The sequence below is a fragment of the Pseudomonas sp. FP215 genome (assembly GCF_030687795.1).
GTDB lineage: Bacteria > Pseudomonadota > Gammaproteobacteria > Pseudomonadales > Pseudomonadaceae > Aquipseudomonas > Aquipseudomonas salmasensis.
Genome location: NZ_CP117447.1, coordinates 4964655 through 4979224 on the forward strand (window position 1 = coordinate 4964655; position 14570 = coordinate 4979224).

At 62.3% G+C, this 14570-nt stretch carries 16 protein-coding genes; 9 read left to right on the forward strand and 7 right to left on the reverse strand.

Annotated features, from left to right (window positions below; translation table 11 throughout):
* Positions 1-186: 186 nt before the first annotated feature.
* The 5 genes from PSH76_RS22480 to PSH76_RS22500 all read right to left on the reverse strand — a co-directional run bounded on the left by PSH76_RS22480 (position 187) and on the right by PSH76_RS22500 (position 3726).
* Positions 187-1128 carry a glutathione S-transferase family protein gene (locus tag PSH76_RS22480; RefSeq protein ID WP_032893443.1) on the reverse strand — a complete coding sequence of 314 codons (942 nt, stop codon included), beginning with the start codon at positions 1126-1128 and terminating at the stop codon, positions 187-189.
* Positions 1129-1203: 75 nt separating this feature from the next.
* Positions 1204-1476 (reverse strand): GIY-YIG nuclease family protein, encoded by a 273-nt coding sequence (locus PSH76_RS22485; RefSeq protein WP_032897605.1) that lies wholly within the window; start codon positions 1474-1476, stop codon positions 1204-1206.
* A 36-nt stretch (positions 1477-1512) separates the two neighbouring features.
* Positions 1513-1983, reverse strand: a complete 471-nt coding sequence (locus PSH76_RS22490) for a nuclear transport factor 2 family protein (protein WP_003188784.1) — start codon at positions 1981-1983, stop codon at positions 1513-1515.
* A 90-nt stretch (positions 1984-2073) separates the two neighbouring features.
* Positions 2074-2709 carry a response regulator transcription factor gene (locus PSH76_RS22495; RefSeq protein ID WP_032893444.1) on the reverse strand — a complete coding sequence of 212 codons (636 nt, stop codon included), beginning with the start codon at positions 2707-2709 and terminating at the stop codon, positions 2074-2076.
* Positions 2710-2907: 198 nt separating this feature from the next.
* Positions 2908-3726, reverse strand: coding sequence for a response regulator (locus tag PSH76_RS22500; protein WP_305492949.1), 819 nt, complete (start codon positions 3724-3726; stop codon positions 2908-2910).
* A 384-nt stretch (positions 3727-4110) separates the two neighbouring features.
* On the opposite strand from PSH76_RS22500, the gene PSH76_RS22505 reads away from it, so the two are divergent.
* The 9 genes from PSH76_RS22505 (at position 4111) to PSH76_RS22545 (ending at position 12459) form a co-directional block, all read left to right on the forward strand.
* Entirely contained in the window at positions 4111-4734 is a 624-nt protein-coding gene (locus tag PSH76_RS22505; protein WP_278916058.1) for a DUF1120 domain-containing protein, read from the forward strand.
* Positions 4735-5379, forward strand: coding sequence for a DUF1120 domain-containing protein (locus PSH76_RS22510; protein ID WP_305492950.1), 645 nt, complete (start codon positions 4735-4737; stop codon positions 5377-5379).
* Positions 5380-5407: 28 nt separating this feature from the next.
* Positions 5408-6028: a DUF1120 domain-containing protein gene (locus PSH76_RS22515; RefSeq protein WP_305492951.1), complete on the forward strand. Its 621-nt coding sequence runs from the start codon at positions 5408-5410 to the stop codon at positions 6026-6028.
* Between the two features lie 11 nt (positions 6029-6039).
* Positions 6040-6660, forward strand: coding sequence for a DUF1120 domain-containing protein (locus PSH76_RS22520; RefSeq protein ID WP_138761341.1), 621 nt, complete (start codon positions 6040-6042; stop codon positions 6658-6660).
* Between the two features lie 3 nt (positions 6661-6663).
* Entirely contained in the window at positions 6664-7347 is a 684-nt protein-coding gene (locus PSH76_RS22525; protein WP_305492952.1) for a DUF1120 domain-containing protein, read from the forward strand.
* 33 nt (positions 7348-7380) lie between these two features.
* A complete protein-coding gene (locus PSH76_RS22530) occupies positions 7381-8085 on the forward strand; it encodes a fimbria/pilus chaperone family protein (protein ID WP_305492953.1) in 705 nt (234 codons plus the stop codon).
* 119 nt (positions 8086-8204) lie between these two features.
* Positions 8205-10640: a fimbria/pilus outer membrane usher protein gene (locus tag PSH76_RS22535; protein ID WP_305492954.1), complete on the forward strand. Its 2436-nt coding sequence runs from the start codon at positions 8205-8207 to the stop codon at positions 10638-10640.
* Between the two features lie 11 nt (positions 10641-10651).
* Positions 10652-11791 (forward strand): DUF1120 domain-containing protein, encoded by a 1140-nt coding sequence (locus tag PSH76_RS22540; protein ID WP_305492955.1) that lies wholly within the window; start codon positions 10652-10654, stop codon positions 11789-11791.
* Positions 11792-11814: 23 nt separating this feature from the next.
* A complete protein-coding gene (locus tag PSH76_RS22545) occupies positions 11815-12459 on the forward strand; it encodes a DUF1120 domain-containing protein (RefSeq protein ID WP_305492956.1) in 645 nt (214 codons plus the stop codon).
* Here PSH76_RS22545 and PSH76_RS22550 read toward each other — a convergent pair.
* Both PSH76_RS22550 and PSH76_RS22555 read right to left on the reverse strand, forming a co-directional pair.
* Entirely contained in the window at positions 12456-13721 is a 1266-nt protein-coding gene (locus PSH76_RS22550) for a CynX/NimT family MFS transporter (RefSeq protein WP_305492957.1), read from the reverse strand. The two genes, PSH76_RS22545 and PSH76_RS22550, sit on opposite strands and share 4 nt — an antisense overlap.
* The gene (locus tag PSH76_RS22555) at positions 13711-14370 is read right to left on the reverse strand and encodes a FadR/GntR family transcriptional regulator (protein ID WP_305492958.1); all 660 of its coding nucleotides are present in this window, start codon (positions 14368-14370) and stop codon (positions 13711-13713) included. The genes PSH76_RS22550 and PSH76_RS22555 overlap by 11 nt, the downstream gene beginning before the upstream one ends.
* Positions 14371-14570: the final 200 nt, after the last annotated feature.

Sequence of the window (14570 nt, forward strand, 5' to 3'; positions counted from 1 at the left end):
AAGAGCGTTTTGCTTACTTTTGCGCTTTTCAAAAGTGAGCCGCCGTCAGGGCGGAACCCCAAGTGGCCGTTACCGCAGCAATGGATATGTACACGGTCCAACTGTGTTGACTGTCAGGCCGCCATCGCAGGCAAGCCAGCTCCCACACTGGCCACTTAGTGCCTACAGGGGTGATTCGTCCACCCTTCAGGCACCTATGCCCTGGATACGAAACCCCCAGCGCGGAAAATGCACATGCACCGTACCACCACGCTCATCCGTGCGACGCAGGATCAGCTCTTCACGCCCAGCGAACAGCAACTCCCCGGCCACCGGATCAACACCATAGTCGATAGCCGCAATGGTCACCTCCTGACCCACCTTAAAGCCGTTCAAATCCTCGAACACCTCATCCGGCAAAGGTGCCGGTGTAGCATTGCGGGCGATATCCAAAGCCTGCTCCGCGGTCATCTGACTGGCGGTTCCATGACCAAAACCCAGCACGCGCCCCAGCCAGGCCAGCACAGCCGGGTAAGCATCCACCAAAGGCGCGGTGACAGGCGTGGCCTTGAGGAACCACAGCGAGTGGGCCAAGGCAAAGTCGGCAATCGACGGCGCGCCGAACAGGAAGTCGCCGGACTCCCGCTGCAGCTGTTGCTCCAACCGCGCCATGATCGCCGGCCATTGATGCTTGGCCAGTTCAGCCGGGAGCTTGCTCGCCGTGCCGCCACTGAACAGCGCGGCGCGGTCAGCGATAAAGGCCTTGATGGCCTCCGGCGGTAACTTGCCAAAGCGCACCGCCACCGACTCGGGCTGGAACACCAGGCTGACGGCATGGGCGAACACCACGCTGTCGGCCCAGGTGGCGAAGGTCTGGGTGATCATTTCCTGGCCCAGCGGAAACAGGGCCGGCGAGGACTTTTCCTGCTCCAGGCGGCGAGCGATCAGGGCGGTGTCGCAATAGATATCCGCTCCCACCTGCAGCACCGGAGTTTTGCGGTAACCGCCGGTCAAGGCCGTCAAGTCGGGCTTGGGCATCACCGGCGAGATGTGTACGGAATGCCAGGATAGGCCTTTGAAGCCCAGCAACAGCCGCGCTTTTTCCGCAAAGGGTGAGGTCGGGTAATGGTGCAGGATGAGCTCAGACATACGGGTTTCCGCTTGGCGAGTGAGCGAGCAGATTACCGCGCAAACGGTCCTGACTGCGTGATGGGAACCTATCAGTCAGAGTGATGAGCCATTTGCGGCCAGGCATTCCTTGGCGCTCTTCTTCAACTTTTTGATCAGGCGTTCCTGACGCAACGCCTCCCCCTTGCTCGCACACTGCTCGGTGTACACCAGCGCCACTGCCGGGCTGGACAGAAAAAACCGCGCGCCCTTGCCGCTTTGGTGCGAAGCGAACCGGCGTACCGGGTCGTTGCTGATGCCGCAATACAGCGCGCCATTGGCGGCGCGCACCAGGTAGACATACCAAGGCTTGGGTTCAGGCGTACTCACGGTCAAATTCGGCAAGGCAAAGGGGCGCGCAGTTTATCAACGACTGGCCTGGAATGCCTTCAGGCCTTTGTTCGCCTGGGCGCGCACGGCGTTGCGTACCAGCGGCGTCCAGCCCAACAGCAGGCCCTTGGTGCCCAACGCCTGGCGCGACCAGCGCCACAGGTCGAAGTGGTCGTGGTGCTCGCAGATCTTGCCGTCGCGCAACACAAAACGCGCCTGGATATCGTTGACCACCGTATTGCCGGTTGCACTGAACAGGTAGGTGGCTACCCAATGCGCACTGCCGGTGCGCTCGTCGCTGCGCACTTGGTCGAAGGTCAACGAAAAATCCTTGGCACGGGTGGTGAGCATGCGCCACATGTCCCCTGCGTCACGGCCTCGCAGTTCGCCAAAGGCCGGGTCGCTGAACACCACGTCATCGCTGTAGCAGGCGACCATGGCCTCGGCATCCAGACGCTGGAAGGCGCTGTAGAACTGGCTGATCAGGGCATTATGGGCATCACTCATGGGCAGGCTCCGCAGGCGTCAAAAGAGTAGGCGCACGATAAGCCGCCCAGGCCGTCATGGCTACTGTCATTCGCCACGCAAATAAGCGCGCTACGGCGCTATCCCGGTACTGCGGGCATAGGCGAACAAATCAACGTCGGTGGAAATACTCAGGCGCTGCATCGCCGTGCTTTTTTGCTTGCTGATGGTGGAGATGCTGCGGTTGACCTGGGCTGCAATTTGGCTGACGGTCATGCCGCTGGCCAGCATGCGCACCACTTCGCGTTCCTTGCCGGACAACTGCGGCTCCTGGGATTGATCGCCAGTGCCGGCTTCCACCAGTTGTACCCGCAGGCATTCACTGGCGAAGGTCTGGCCAGCACACACCGCCTTGATCGCCAAGGGCAACTCCTTGGCCGAAGCACTTTTGGCGACCACTGCCCTGGCGCCGTGGGCAAAGGCTGCGCGTAACGTGGCGACGTTGGCGAACATGGTGACCAGTACCACCGGCAACTGCGGATACTGGCGCTGCAACAGGCCCAACAAGCAGTAGCCATCGGCCTGCTGGCCGCCTGGCATGGCGAAGTCCGTGACCAGTACGTCGCACGGCGTGCGACTGAGCACGTCGAGTAACTGATCGGGACCGTCGGCCTCACCGACCACTTTGCACTTGCCATTCGCCTCGATCACAACTTTCTGTCCGACCCGGACAATAGGGTGATCGTCAGCAATAATTACTCGAAGCATAGGCACCCACGAATGATGGCAACTTGAATCCGCGCAAAATACCTCTGCCTGCGATCATCAACAACTGCTAACAAAGAGGCGCTTGCGGCCGAACCCAATGTTCAGTAGCGGCTGTTTTTTGGACTACAACACAATAGGAAAATACCTACAGCCAAACTTAGACCAACGACCAGGTAAAACGCTCTGCAACAGCATTCTTCACAACTCAGACAGATACTCCAGATAAGCGCACAGCCGTGCTTCAAACACTTCCAGTTGCGCCTTATGCGTAGCGACACCCTCGGCCTGGACCTGTTCGATCAAGCTCACGGCACTGGATTCCAACCCCGTGCCGCCCAGAAATACCAGGCTGCCCACCAGCCGATGCAGGCGCTCGGCGGTCAATGGCGCGTTCAACGTCACACGGGCATGACGTAACACCCGCTGGTCTTCCCAGGCCTCCATCAACAGGGTTTCCAGCATTTGGTCGACGACCAGGTCGCTGCCAAACGTGCTCACAAGCGTGGCACGGGTGGGCCAGTTCGCCACCGCAGCAGCAGCGTATGGCTCGACAGAACGGCCTTCCCCGCCTGGTAACCAGCGCACCAGCACGGCGTGCAGTTGTTCAAGGGTCAGGGGTTTGAGCAGCCAGGCATCCATGCCGGCCTTGCAGCAACGTTGGGGGCTGTCGTTTTGCAGGTTGGCGGTCAAGGCAATGATGGGCACCCGCTTCAACCCGTGCTTGCGCTCATGCTGGCGAATCGCACGGGCCATGCTGTAACCGTCCATGAAGGGCATCCGGCAATCACTGATCACCAGGTCGAAGGGCCGGTTGGTAAAGGCGTCCAATCCCATAAAGCCATCGGTGGCCAACGCGTGTCCGAGCCCCAGTTTTTGCAACAACCAACCCAGCAACAGGCGATAGGCTGAATGATCCTCCACGACCAGAACATTCAAGTCCTGCCAATGAGGCGGGGGAGAAAAAGGCGGTTTGACTGTCCGGCTCGCTCCTGCGGTTGAACCTCCTGGCGAACCCATCAGTACCTCTTCGTGGTGATTAATTCGGCAGCCATCCAGGGCACTGATACAGCAATGCCAGGCGCACCCTTTTGATTGTTATCGGCTTTCAACCTATAACCTTTTGAATGGCCTTACGCCGATACAACAACTACGAAAAACGCCGCGAAAATCTACCGTCCCGCACCGCGTTTACAGCCCAACCCGCCAATGTCGTATTAGTTGTATTTCCCCCTCAAAGCCCCCTCGCTAAATTGTGCCCACCCCAAAAGAGGGACGGCTTGCCACTTCCCGGCAACGCAAAAAAACAGTGAGAACGCCACCACGCCAACCACTCGCCCACACAGGGCTGAGCGCTGACCTGTACGCGTCTCTATCTGCCAGACTGCAATGGAACAATTGGAAATGAAAACCCCTGTATCCCTGTTGAGCGGTGCCCTGCTGCTCGCCATGACATCCTCGGTGTTTGCCGCCAGCAGCGTCGACCTAAGTGTCAAAGGATTGATCACGCCCAGCGCTTGTACACCGAGCCTGCCAGGTGATATCGACTTCGGAAAAATCGCGGCAAAAGACCTGAATATCGACACCGGTACCTTGCTTGAACGCAAGACCGTGCCACTGAGCGTGAACTGCGATGCAGCAACGCTGTTTGCCATCCAGCCCATCGACAATCGAGCCGGCTCTGCGGTTAACAGGTTTTACTTTGGCCTGGGCATGACCAACGAAAACCAGAAGCTGGGGCGGTATCTGCTGGCGTTCACCAACCCGGTGGCCGAAACCCCCTCCACCCTGTTGGCCATGTACAACGCTGACGGGTTCTGGGTGACGCTGCTGTCTGACGAAGTCATTGGCCCCCACGTACTGGTGGCGCTGGGCAGTCGGGGCGACAGCGGTTGGGCGCCTCACCCTATCAAGGACGCGGTCATGGATGTCACGCTCGAAGCGACGATTAACCCCGCAAAAGACCTGACATTGACCGACGAAGTCGCGATCGACGGTTCCGCGACCTTTGAAGTCAAGTACCTGTAAATGGACGCCTCCCACATGAAAACCTGCATGCCCCTGCTGGGCGGTGCCCTGCTGCTCGCCCTGTCCAACGCTGTGTGCGCCGCCAGCAGCATAGACCTGACCGTCAAGGGCCTGATCACGCCCAGCGCCTGTGCGCCCAGCCTTTCCAGCGGCGGCCTCGTCGACCACGGCAAAGTCGCAGCCAAGGATTTGAAGCTCGACCACTGGACAATGCTGGACAACCACACCCTGCAACTGGCGATTACCTGTGATGCGCCAACCCTGTTGGCTCTAAAGGGCATCGATAATATCGGTAACGCGTTTGACTCACGAAACAGCTATGGCTTGGGTTTGGTCGGCGACAAGAAATTGGGCGAATACCTACTGGCGCTAAGTAATGCTATGGCTGACGACGCGGTGATCTCCACGATTGAATCTGTGGATAACGGTCTCACCTGGCATGAAAGTTACCCAGGTGACGCCTGGCCGGTTACCTCCCACGCTTCGTTTGGCGATCGCTCCTCCGGCAGTTGGGCACCCTCCCCGGTCCAGCAGGTCACGGCAGACCTGATGGTGCACACCCTCATCGCTCCCACTGCCGGCATGGACCTGAGCACAGAAGTGCCGATCAACGGCTCCGCCACCCTTGAAGTGAAATACCTGTAACCGCCAACCCACCCACAGGACGTGACCCATGGTTAGCCCCCTCACCACCCTCACCGCGACATTGTTGCTGATCGGCGCCGGCCCGGTATGGGCCGCCAGTAGCCAGGACCTGACGGTCAAAGGGGTCATCACCCCCAGCGCCTGCGCGCCCGTGGTCTCCGGCGGCGGCACCGTCGACTTCGGCAAGGTGTCGGTCAAAGACCTCAATGCCGACACCTACACCGACCTGCCCAGGGAAACCCTGCTGCTGAGTGTGCGTTGCGAAGGGCCGACCATTTTCACCCTGAACACCATCGACAACCGTGCGGGCACTGCCGCCAGCCACTTCAGCTGGCACGGCCTGGGGATGACGCCCAGTGATGAAAAAGTCGGCGATGCCGGGCTTGGCCTGTATAGCCCGGTGGCCGATGGAATACCGGTACGCACCATCACCTCCCGGGATGGCGGCGTGACCTGGATCCCCTCGGTGATGCTCAGCCACACCTTGTTGACGGCCGTCGCCGACAGCGACGGCCTGGCGCCGATTGCGATCCAGGAACTGGACGCCGAAATACGCTTGATTACCCACATCGCCCCCGCCAGCAACCTGACGCTGACCGACGAAGTGCCCATCGACGGCCACGCCACTGTGCAAGTCAATTACCTCTAAGGAGCCTCCCGATGAAAACCCGATTGACCACCCTGGCCGCCAGCGCCCTGCTGCTCCACTCGGCCGCCACCTTCGCCGCCTCCAGCGTGGACCTGACTGTCAAAGGCCTGATCGTGCCCAGCGCCTGTACGCCGAGCCTGTCAGGTGGGGGCGTGATCGACCATGGCAAGATCTCCGCCAAGGATCTGAACCCGGACAACCCGACAGTTATCGGCAACCATACCCTGGTCATGGCGGTCAATTGCGACGCTGCGATCCAGTTCGCCGTGCACTCGATCGATAACCGCGCCTCTTCAGGTATCACGTCGAATTACGGCCTGGGCTTTGTCAACGATACCCAGAAATTAGGTGGATATAGCCTCACGCTTGCCAACCCGATTGCCGAGGATGGCGTAGTGGTGCAACCCATTGCATCGAACGACCAAGGCAATACCTGGTTTAAAGAAACGTTCTGGGATCCGGGCCTGTACATGTCGGTCGCCGCAATGGACGACGACAGCCAGCCGCTGGCGGTCAAAGACCTGCTGGTCGATCTGCAAGTACAGACCTTCATCATGGGCACTGCCGGCCTGGACCTCAGCAACGAAGTCACCATCGACGGCTCCGCCACCCTTGAAGTGAAGTACCTCTGACCCATGGCCGCCCCGTCCTTGAATAGTGGCAGGCATGGGCGGCGTCTGGCGTTGCCCGTGCTGATGGCATGGGGGCGAAATATGGTCATGGTGCTTGGCCTGGCCGCGATGACCGATGCCCACGCAGCGTCGGCTGTCGACCTTACGGTTACCGGCCGGGTCACCCCGGACGCCTGCCATATCGAGCTGACCCATGACGGCACCGTCGATCACGGCAAGATTCCTGCTCACAGCCTCAACGCCGACGAGTTCACCGTGCTACCCATCCAGACGCTCGACCTGCGTGTGCAGTGCGCCAGGCCCATGCTGTTTGCGTTGGTGGGCATTGACGAGCGCGCCGACTCCTCGTCGGCCCCGGATTATTTCTACGGGCTGGGCAGGAATATCCACGTCCCCGAAGAGCGCCTGGGTTCTGTGGCGTTGGCCTATCGCAACGCGGTGGGCGATGCGCAGGCCATGCAGGTAATGGCGTCCAGCGACAACGGTGAAACCTGGTCCCAGGAGCCCAATGCCTACCCCCGCACGTACATGGCCTTTGCGCCAGTCGGCGACCGCCAACCGGACTTCATCGGCCAACTGACCGTCCAGCTTCAGGTGAGCACCGCCATCAACTTTTCCCAGTACCTGACCCTGGACCAGGAAGTCCCGCTCGACGGCGCCATCGTCCTGGACCTGCGCTACCTCTGACCGCCCCTCTTTATTGGCTAATGGAAACCCGTCATGACGACGACATTCTCAAACACCGCTGTCGGCCTGATTGCCTTGCTCTTGATGCTCGGCAACCAGGTTAAAGCCGACGGCATGGTCCCGGACACCTCCGTGGTGATCGTGCACGAGGCCGAAGGCGAAGCGGCCGTGTCGGTGACCAACACCGACAGCCAACTCGCCCTGTTGCATGTGACCTTGCAGGACATTCCGGAAGACACCGAACCGCTGCTGGTGGTGACACCGCCGCTGTCACGCGTCGAAGCGTCCAAATCCCAGCTGGTGCGTTTCATTCTGCAAAACCAGCAACCGTTACTGACCCAGCGGCTTAAACGCGCGGTGTTCGAAGGTATGCCCCAGGGCCGCGCCGCCACCGCCGCCGGGCATGCCCGCGTGGGCGTGACCGTGCGCCAGAACCTGCCGGTGATCGTGCACCCCAAGGGCCTGGCGCCCAACCGCACGCCCTGGACCGACCTGACCTGGACACTGCGCGACGGCCAGTTGCAGGTGCGCAACGACACGCCGTACGTGGTGCGTCTGGCGCAGGAGTTGTTACTGCTGCCAGGCGACGGCAAGGCCCTGCTGCCGCGTACGTATGTGCTGCCCGGCGAAGCCTTGAGCGTGCCGGCCAGCAGCAGCCAGGCCAAGACGGTCAGGCTGCAACCGGCCACGGTGTACGGGTTTGCGGTCAAGGCTTACGACGCACCGATCAGCTTCTGACCGAACACCCCAGGCGGCGTACCACCCTGCGCCGCCTGAGTAACGAAGTGACGGCTTATTGATCGTCACCAGAACGCCCGGCCCACAAGGCCTGTGCGTTCACTACTCGAGTACCTTGCGTGAAAACAGTATTGAGTTACCGTGACGGCGAAGCCGTGCCCGCTCCCTCTGCCAGCCCTGCCCTGGTGCTGGCGTTGCTGCTGTGTGCGCTCATACCGGCCAAGGTGTGCGCCGAAGTTTCCAGCCCGTCCGGCTTCGATGCCCAGACCTTGCAACAACGTGGTATCGACCCACAGCTGGCCAGCCTGTTGCTCTCCGCACCGCGTTACGCGGCCGGGCAACACACCGTCAACCTGCGCGTCAACGGCCAGCGCCGTGGCCGGCTGGCGGTGAACTTCGATCAGCAAGGCAAGCTGTGCTTTGACCGCGCCTTGCTGGACGCCGCCAATCTGCTGCCGCTCGGTGAAATCGAGGGCTGCGATGATTTTCTTGCGCGCTACCCGCAAACCCTTGTGGAGCCAGACCCGTCGACACTGACGGTGTCGCTGGTGGTGCCCACCGACGCCCTGCGCCCCGTGCAGCAGGATATCTCCGGCTACGAAACCGGCGGCTTTGCCGGGCTGCTCAACTACGACCTCAGCGGCTTCTACAACCGCTTCGGCGATGACGCCAGCCGGTTTGGCTCGGCCAATACCGAGGTGGGGTTCAATGCTGGCGACTGGATCGTGCGCAGCCGCCAGGTGCAGACCTGGCAGGATGGCCTGTCACGCAGTACCCACCTGGAAGCCTATGCCCAACGCACCTTCGCCAGCCACCAGGCGGTGCTGCAGGCCGGGCAGATCAACCTGTACAACCCGGTGCTGTCCGGCGCGCAGATCACCGGGGTGCAGGTGCTCACCGAGCACGCCCTTCAAGAGCAAGGCCAGGGCGCGCTGATCCAGGGCATCGCCAACAGCCCGGCCCAGGTAGAGGTTCGCCAGAACGGCGCGTTGATTCATTCCACCGTGGTGCCCGCCGGGCCCTTTACCCTCACCGATGTGCGTCGCTTGAACACCCGCTCGGACGTTGAAGTCACGGTCAAGGAAAGCGTCGGCGCTGAACGACGCTTCACCGTGCCAGCGGCCATGCTCGGGCTCGGGTTACCAGCCCCGGGTTACTCCGTGGCAGCGGGCCGAGTGCGTAATGTGGGCGATGCCAAAGGCGAGGATCCGTGGGTAGTCAGTGGCGGCTGGACCGGCACCTTGCACCCGCAATTGACCCTCGGCACGGGCGTGCTGGCGGCCAGTCAATACCGTTCGGTGGGCGCCAGCCTGGGCTGGTTGCCGTGGCTGGACAGCCAGATCCAACTGTCCACGCAAGTGTCCAACAGCCAGGCTCAAGAAAAAATCTCCGGCGTGCAGACCGATCTGTCGTGGTCCCAGCGCCTGGGTGAGCAGTGGTCGATCAGCGCCGCCAATTCCTGGCGCAGCATCGGCTATCGCGAACTTGAAGAAAGCACTTACGCGCGCGACGACAACAACCGGGATTCGCGCTACCGCGACCAGCAAAGCCTCAACCTGGGCTGGTCCCATCCACGTCTGGGTGCGTTCAGCGCCGGGGTTTCGCGCTCGGCCAATTTTGCCGGTGACAGCAGCAGCCGTGCGCTGGCCTCCTGGGGCACGAGCATCGGTGCGGTGTCGTTGTCGGCCAGCGCCGAGTGGCAAATGGGCGGCCGCCAGCAGCAGGACAACGCGGTGTACCTGAATATCAGCGTACCGCTGGGCGAGAGTCGCCGGCTGCGCAGCTGGGTGCGCAATTCCGGCGGCGAAAACCGCACCGGCCTGGGCCTCACCGAACAGATCGACGACCAACTCAGCTACCGCGTCAGCGCCGAACACGACAGCAGCGACCATCAAGTGGAAACCACCCTGGGCATCTCCGCGCTGCCACGCTACAGCCAGCTAGACCTCAGCTACAGCCGCTCCGACGCCGAGCGTTCCAGCTATCAAGGCGGTGCGCGCGGCGGTGTGGTGCTGCATGGCGACGGTATGACCTTTTCCCCCTACCCGGTGCGCGACACCTTCGCGCTGGTGTCGGTCGGCGACATGAGCGGCATCAAGCTCAGCACCCCCAGCGGCCCGGTGTGGACCGACTGGCAAGGCCAGGCCGTGGTGCCGCAGGTCGCCGCCTACGGGCGCAGCCCGGTGGAAGTGCAAACACGTTCATTGCCGCGCAACGCCGATATCAACAACGGCCTGGCCATGATTTCGGCCGGCCGTGGCGCCGTGGACCGCGTCGAGTTCGGTGTCGGCCTGACCCGCCGCCTGCTGCTCACCGTCAGCAACGACCAGGGCGCGCCGCTGCCGGCGGGTGCCTCGGTCAGCAGTGCCGACGGCGAGTTCATCACCCTGGTGCAGGAAGGCAGCCAGGTGTTTCTACCCAATGTGCTGGGCCAATCGACGCTGTGGATAACTACGCCCCAGGGCAGTCGTTGCCAATTGCGTTATTCGCTGCCGGAAAAAGCCGACCCCTCGGTGTACTTCGAAACGGCCCCCGCACGCTGTCACGCACCTTGAGGATTCCCGCCATGCCCCTTGCAAGCTGTTTGCGTCAACTGTGCCTGGGGCTGTTGGTCGGCGTCGCCGGCACAGCCCAGGCTTTTGAAGAATGCCAACTGAACGTCAGTGAACCCTTGCTGGATTTGGGCCTGATGAGCCGCCTGGCCCAGAACGACAGCGCACCACAACGCCTGCTCGGCGAGCGTCGACTGAGTGTGACCGTCAGTTGCCCCCAGGCCGAAGACCTCAGCCTGTTCTACCGGGCGCAAGCTGCCAACCCACAGCGCTGGCAGTTTACCGAGCACGGCAGCTACGCCATTGAAGTCGGGAATGCGCTGCTCGACGGCCGCGCGGTGGAGCTGGGTGTGCTGCCCGCAGTGGGGCAGGCGCCCGTAGCCACCGGCAGCGTCATGCAATGGCGAACCGACCACGGCATCGCACCGGTGGAACGGGGCGTGGTGCTCAACGGAAAAACCCTGGCGCTGCAATTGACCCTGCGCGCCTGGGCCGACCCTGCCGCCACCCAAGTACGCGATGCGACCACCTGGGAAGTCGCCGGCATGTTGTATGGCCCGCGCCACGGGCGCTACCGGGAACTGACACTGCGTGCGCACTTCGCGCCTATCGCCTGCCTGCCGAGCTTGTCCGACCAAGGCGTGGTGGACTACGGCACCCTGTACGCCAAAGACCTCAACGCCAGCACTGAAACACCGCTGCCCACCCGCACCTTGCGCCTGAACGTGACCTGCGACGCGCCCATCCGCTTCGCCCTGCGCATGAAGGACAACCGCGACGGTTCGGCCACGGGCGGCACCGATGAAACGGCCTATGGAGTGGACCTGGATGCCAGCCGCAACAAGATCGGGCGCTTTTATCTGACCATCGACCCGGCCGAATTCAGCGCCGATGCCCTCCCCACGCTGTACCGCACCGACTCCACCAGCAATGGCGTGGCGTGGAGCAGTTCCACCGCACGGCAGATCCCCATGGCGGCCAACAGCATCATGGGCTTTACCGACAAAACCGGCGTTACCACAGGGCCAGTCGCCCTGCAGACCCTGACCGGCACGATGCGCATCAAGACGTACCTGGCGCCGATGCAAACCCTGGACTTGCGTGACGTGGTGCACATCAACGGTTCCGGCACGCTCGAAATCGTCTACCCCTGAGCCCCCTGTAAGGAGTCCCTCCCATGAAAACCCGCATCCTTTCCTGCCTGTTGTCACTGGCCTGCGCGCCCTCGGTGCTGGCCGCCTCGACGGTAGACCTGAGCGTCCACGGCCTGATCGTCCCCGCCGCCTGCATGCCGCAGCTTTCCAGCGGTGGCCTGATCGACTACGGCAAGGTTGCCCAGCAAGACCTGAACCTGGAGACCGCCACGCGCCTGCCCTTGAAGACGCTGCATGTCGGCATCGCCTGCAATGGCCCCGTCCGCTACGCCCTTCGCATGCGCGACAACCGCGACGGTTCGGCCATGGTCAACAGCGAGATTTACTACGGGCTGGGGTTTGATAGCAGCGGCAACCGCCTGGGGGTTTACTCCATGACCTTCGACCCGCGGCAAACCCAGGCCAGCAACACCGCGCAGGTCTATGGCACCGAGTCCACCACCGGTGGCCTGGCGTGGCGCACCTCCAATCTCAACCCCATCGATATTGGCTCGCGAAGCTACCTGGGCTTTACCGACGTGGAGGGCAGCGTCAGTGGGCCCACGGCCATCGGTACCCTGGGGGGCAATGTCACGGTGCAGACCGTGATCAATGCCCGCCAGAACCTGGACCTGAGCGTGGAAACCCCGCTCGATGGCTCGGCCACGCTGGAAGTGGTGTATCTCTAGACCTTCTCGCTGGTGACCTGCACATAGCGCGCACGCCCGGCGCCCAGGCCGGCCACGATGGCACCCAGGCCGATCACGGCGAAGATCCAGCCAATGGCCGTCCAGCCGCCGGTCCAGTCATGCACCAGGCCGACCGCGAACGGGCCCATTGACGCCAGGGTGTACCCGATGCCCTGGGCCATGCTCGACAGGTTGGCCGCCACATGGGAATCGCGCGAGCGCAACACGATCAAGGTCAGTGCCAGGCTGAAGGTACCGCCCTGCCCCAGGCCGAGCAAAATCGCCCAACCCCACAGGCCCTCCAGCGGTGCATACAGGCAACCGAACAGCCCGCCAAGAGTCAGCAGCATCACCACCACAATCGCCAGGCGCTGGTCTTTGCCGCGTGTCGCCAGCCACGGTGCGGCCAGGGAGCTGAGCAGTTGCACGATGATCGAGCCCGACAGCGCCAACCCGGCTTCGGCCGCGCTCAAGCCACGACCGATCAGGATCGACGGCAACCAGCCGAACACGATGTAGGCCAGAGACGATTGCAGACCCATGTACAGGGTGACCTGCCAGGCCAGGGGATCGCGCAATAAACCCTTTACACGATAGGCCACACGATGGGCTCCGTGCTTCTGCCCAATCTGGGGCAACCAGACCAGGGCCGCCACCAGGGCCGGCAGGATCCAGAAGCCCAGGCCGATTTTCCAACTGTCGCCAAAGGCGTGGCTCAGAGGTACGGAGGCGCCAGCCGCCATGGCGGCGCCCAAGCACAACGCCATGGTGTAAACACCGGTCATGGCCCCGGCCTGCCGGGCGAAATCGCGCTTGACGATACCCGGCAGCAACACGCCGATGATGCCAATGCTCGCCCCGGCAACCAGGCTACCGAGGAACAGCCCCGCCTCACCGAACGAACTGCGCAGGATGATTCCGGCGGCCAGGGTCAGCAGGATACCGAGCACCACGCGCTCGGCGCCGAAACGTCGTGCCAGCATCGGCGCGGTGGGTGCAAACAGGCCCAGGCACAGCACCGGCAAGGTGGTCAGTAAACCGGCCTTGGCGGCAGACAAGCCCAAACTGCTCGAAACCTCTGCCAGCAACGGCGACAGGCTCGACAAGGCCGGGCGAAGGTTCAAGGCCACCAACACCAGGCCCAGCAAGAGCAGCCATGGCCGAACCACGCTCGGCGGCGCCTGCTGCACGCTGTCGTCGTCAGCTTCGGCGTCGATCAACAGTTCTTCGAGTTCGGTCTTGCGTGGGGTTTCAGGATTCATTGATCAACTGCCGGCAGAGGGATTTGGCGCGGTCCGGGTCTTGTTGTTCCACCGCATCGAGTAGCGCTCCATGCAGGTCGAACACCGCCTGGCGTCGCGGTGAGCGGTTCAGGGTCTGGCGCAGTTGCGCGCCGACAATGGCGGAGAAATAGTGGTACAGCTCGCTCAAGGCCGGGTTGTGCGCCGCGTCCACCACGTGCTGGTGGAACGCCAGGTCGGCGCTGATATAGGCCTCCAGGTCACCGTGATACCGCTCGGCGCTGAGAGCGAGCGCCTTGCGCAATGCCGTAAGGTCCGCTTCGGTACGACGCAATGCCGCAAGGCCGATGGCCTCCACTTCCAGAATCTGACGCGTCTCCTGCGCTTGCTCCAGCGTGCAATGAGACAGCGCCCGCATCGTGCCCAGCGGATCGGTCATCGAACGCAAATAGCTACCGTCGCCCTGGCGAATGTCGATCAAGCCCGAAAAGGCCAACACCCGCATGGCTTCACGCACGGTGTTCCGGCTGATCCCCAGCTCGGCGGACAACTCGGGCTCGGTGGGCAGGCGCTCGCCGATGGCCCACACGCCTTGGGAGATGCGCAGGCGCAGTTGCTCCAGGGCCTGGTCAACCAGGGAGCGTTTGATCAGCGGGGCGATGTCTGTCATGGGATTTGCGCTTTCGTCCAATCATAGGATGAATTTTCCTACAGGCTATTCGGAGTTGCCTACAAAGGCAACGCACTAGGGTTCTTAGGCAGGAAAAGGAGCAGTATTTTCGATTGGTAAAATTACCCTTAGAGGGTAATTATTGGACCCAGGTGTCTTATGGAAAAGTAGAAAACCTTATGGCGGCCCAAGCCTCCTGA

What these genes read in the sequence shown, in the direction of transcription:
- PSH76_RS22480 (WP_032893443.1), bottom strand. Translation starts at nt 1,128, where the DNA reads ATGTCTGAGCTCATCCTGCACCATTACCCGACCTCACCCTTTGCGGAA.
- PSH76_RS22490 (WP_003188784.1), bottom strand. Translation starts at nt 1,983, where the DNA reads ATGAGTGATGCCCATAATGCCCTGATCAGCCAGTTCTACAGCGCCTTC.
- PSH76_RS22495 (WP_032893444.1), bottom strand. Translation starts at nt 2,709, where the DNA reads ATGCTTCGAGTAATTATTGCTGACGATCACCCTATTGTCCGGGTCGGA.
- PSH76_RS22500 (WP_305492949.1), bottom strand. Translation starts at nt 3,726, where the DNA reads ATGGGTTCGCCAGGAGGTTCAACCGCAGGAGCGAGCCGGACAGTCAAA.
- PSH76_RS22505 (WP_278916058.1), top strand. Translation starts at nt 4,111, where the DNA reads ATGAAAACCCCTGTATCCCTGTTGAGCGGTGCCCTGCTGCTCGCCATG.
- PSH76_RS22510 (WP_305492950.1), top strand. Translation starts at nt 4,735, where the DNA reads ATGGACGCCTCCCACATGAAAACCTGCATGCCCCTGCTGGGCGGTGCC.
- PSH76_RS22515 (WP_305492951.1), top strand. Translation starts at nt 5,408, where the DNA reads ATGGTTAGCCCCCTCACCACCCTCACCGCGACATTGTTGCTGATCGGC.
- PSH76_RS22520 (WP_138761341.1), top strand. Translation starts at nt 6,040, where the DNA reads ATGAAAACCCGATTGACCACCCTGGCCGCCAGCGCCCTGCTGCTCCAC.
- PSH76_RS22525 (WP_305492952.1), top strand. Translation starts at nt 6,664, where the DNA reads ATGGCCGCCCCGTCCTTGAATAGTGGCAGGCATGGGCGGCGTCTGGCG.
- PSH76_RS22530 (WP_305492953.1), top strand. Translation starts at nt 7,381, where the DNA reads ATGACGACGACATTCTCAAACACCGCTGTCGGCCTGATTGCCTTGCTC.
- PSH76_RS22540 (WP_305492955.1), top strand. Translation starts at nt 10,652, where the DNA reads ATGCCCCTTGCAAGCTGTTTGCGTCAACTGTGCCTGGGGCTGTTGGTC.
- PSH76_RS22545 (WP_305492956.1), top strand. Translation starts at nt 11,815, where the DNA reads ATGAAAACCCGCATCCTTTCCTGCCTGTTGTCACTGGCCTGCGCGCCC.
- PSH76_RS22550 (WP_305492957.1), bottom strand. Translation starts at nt 13,721, where the DNA reads ATGAATCCTGAAACCCCACGCAAGACCGAACTCGAAGAACTGTTGATC.
- PSH76_RS22555 (WP_305492958.1), bottom strand. Translation starts at nt 14,370, where the DNA reads ATGACAGACATCGCCCCGCTGATCAAACGCTCCCTGGTTGACCAGGCC.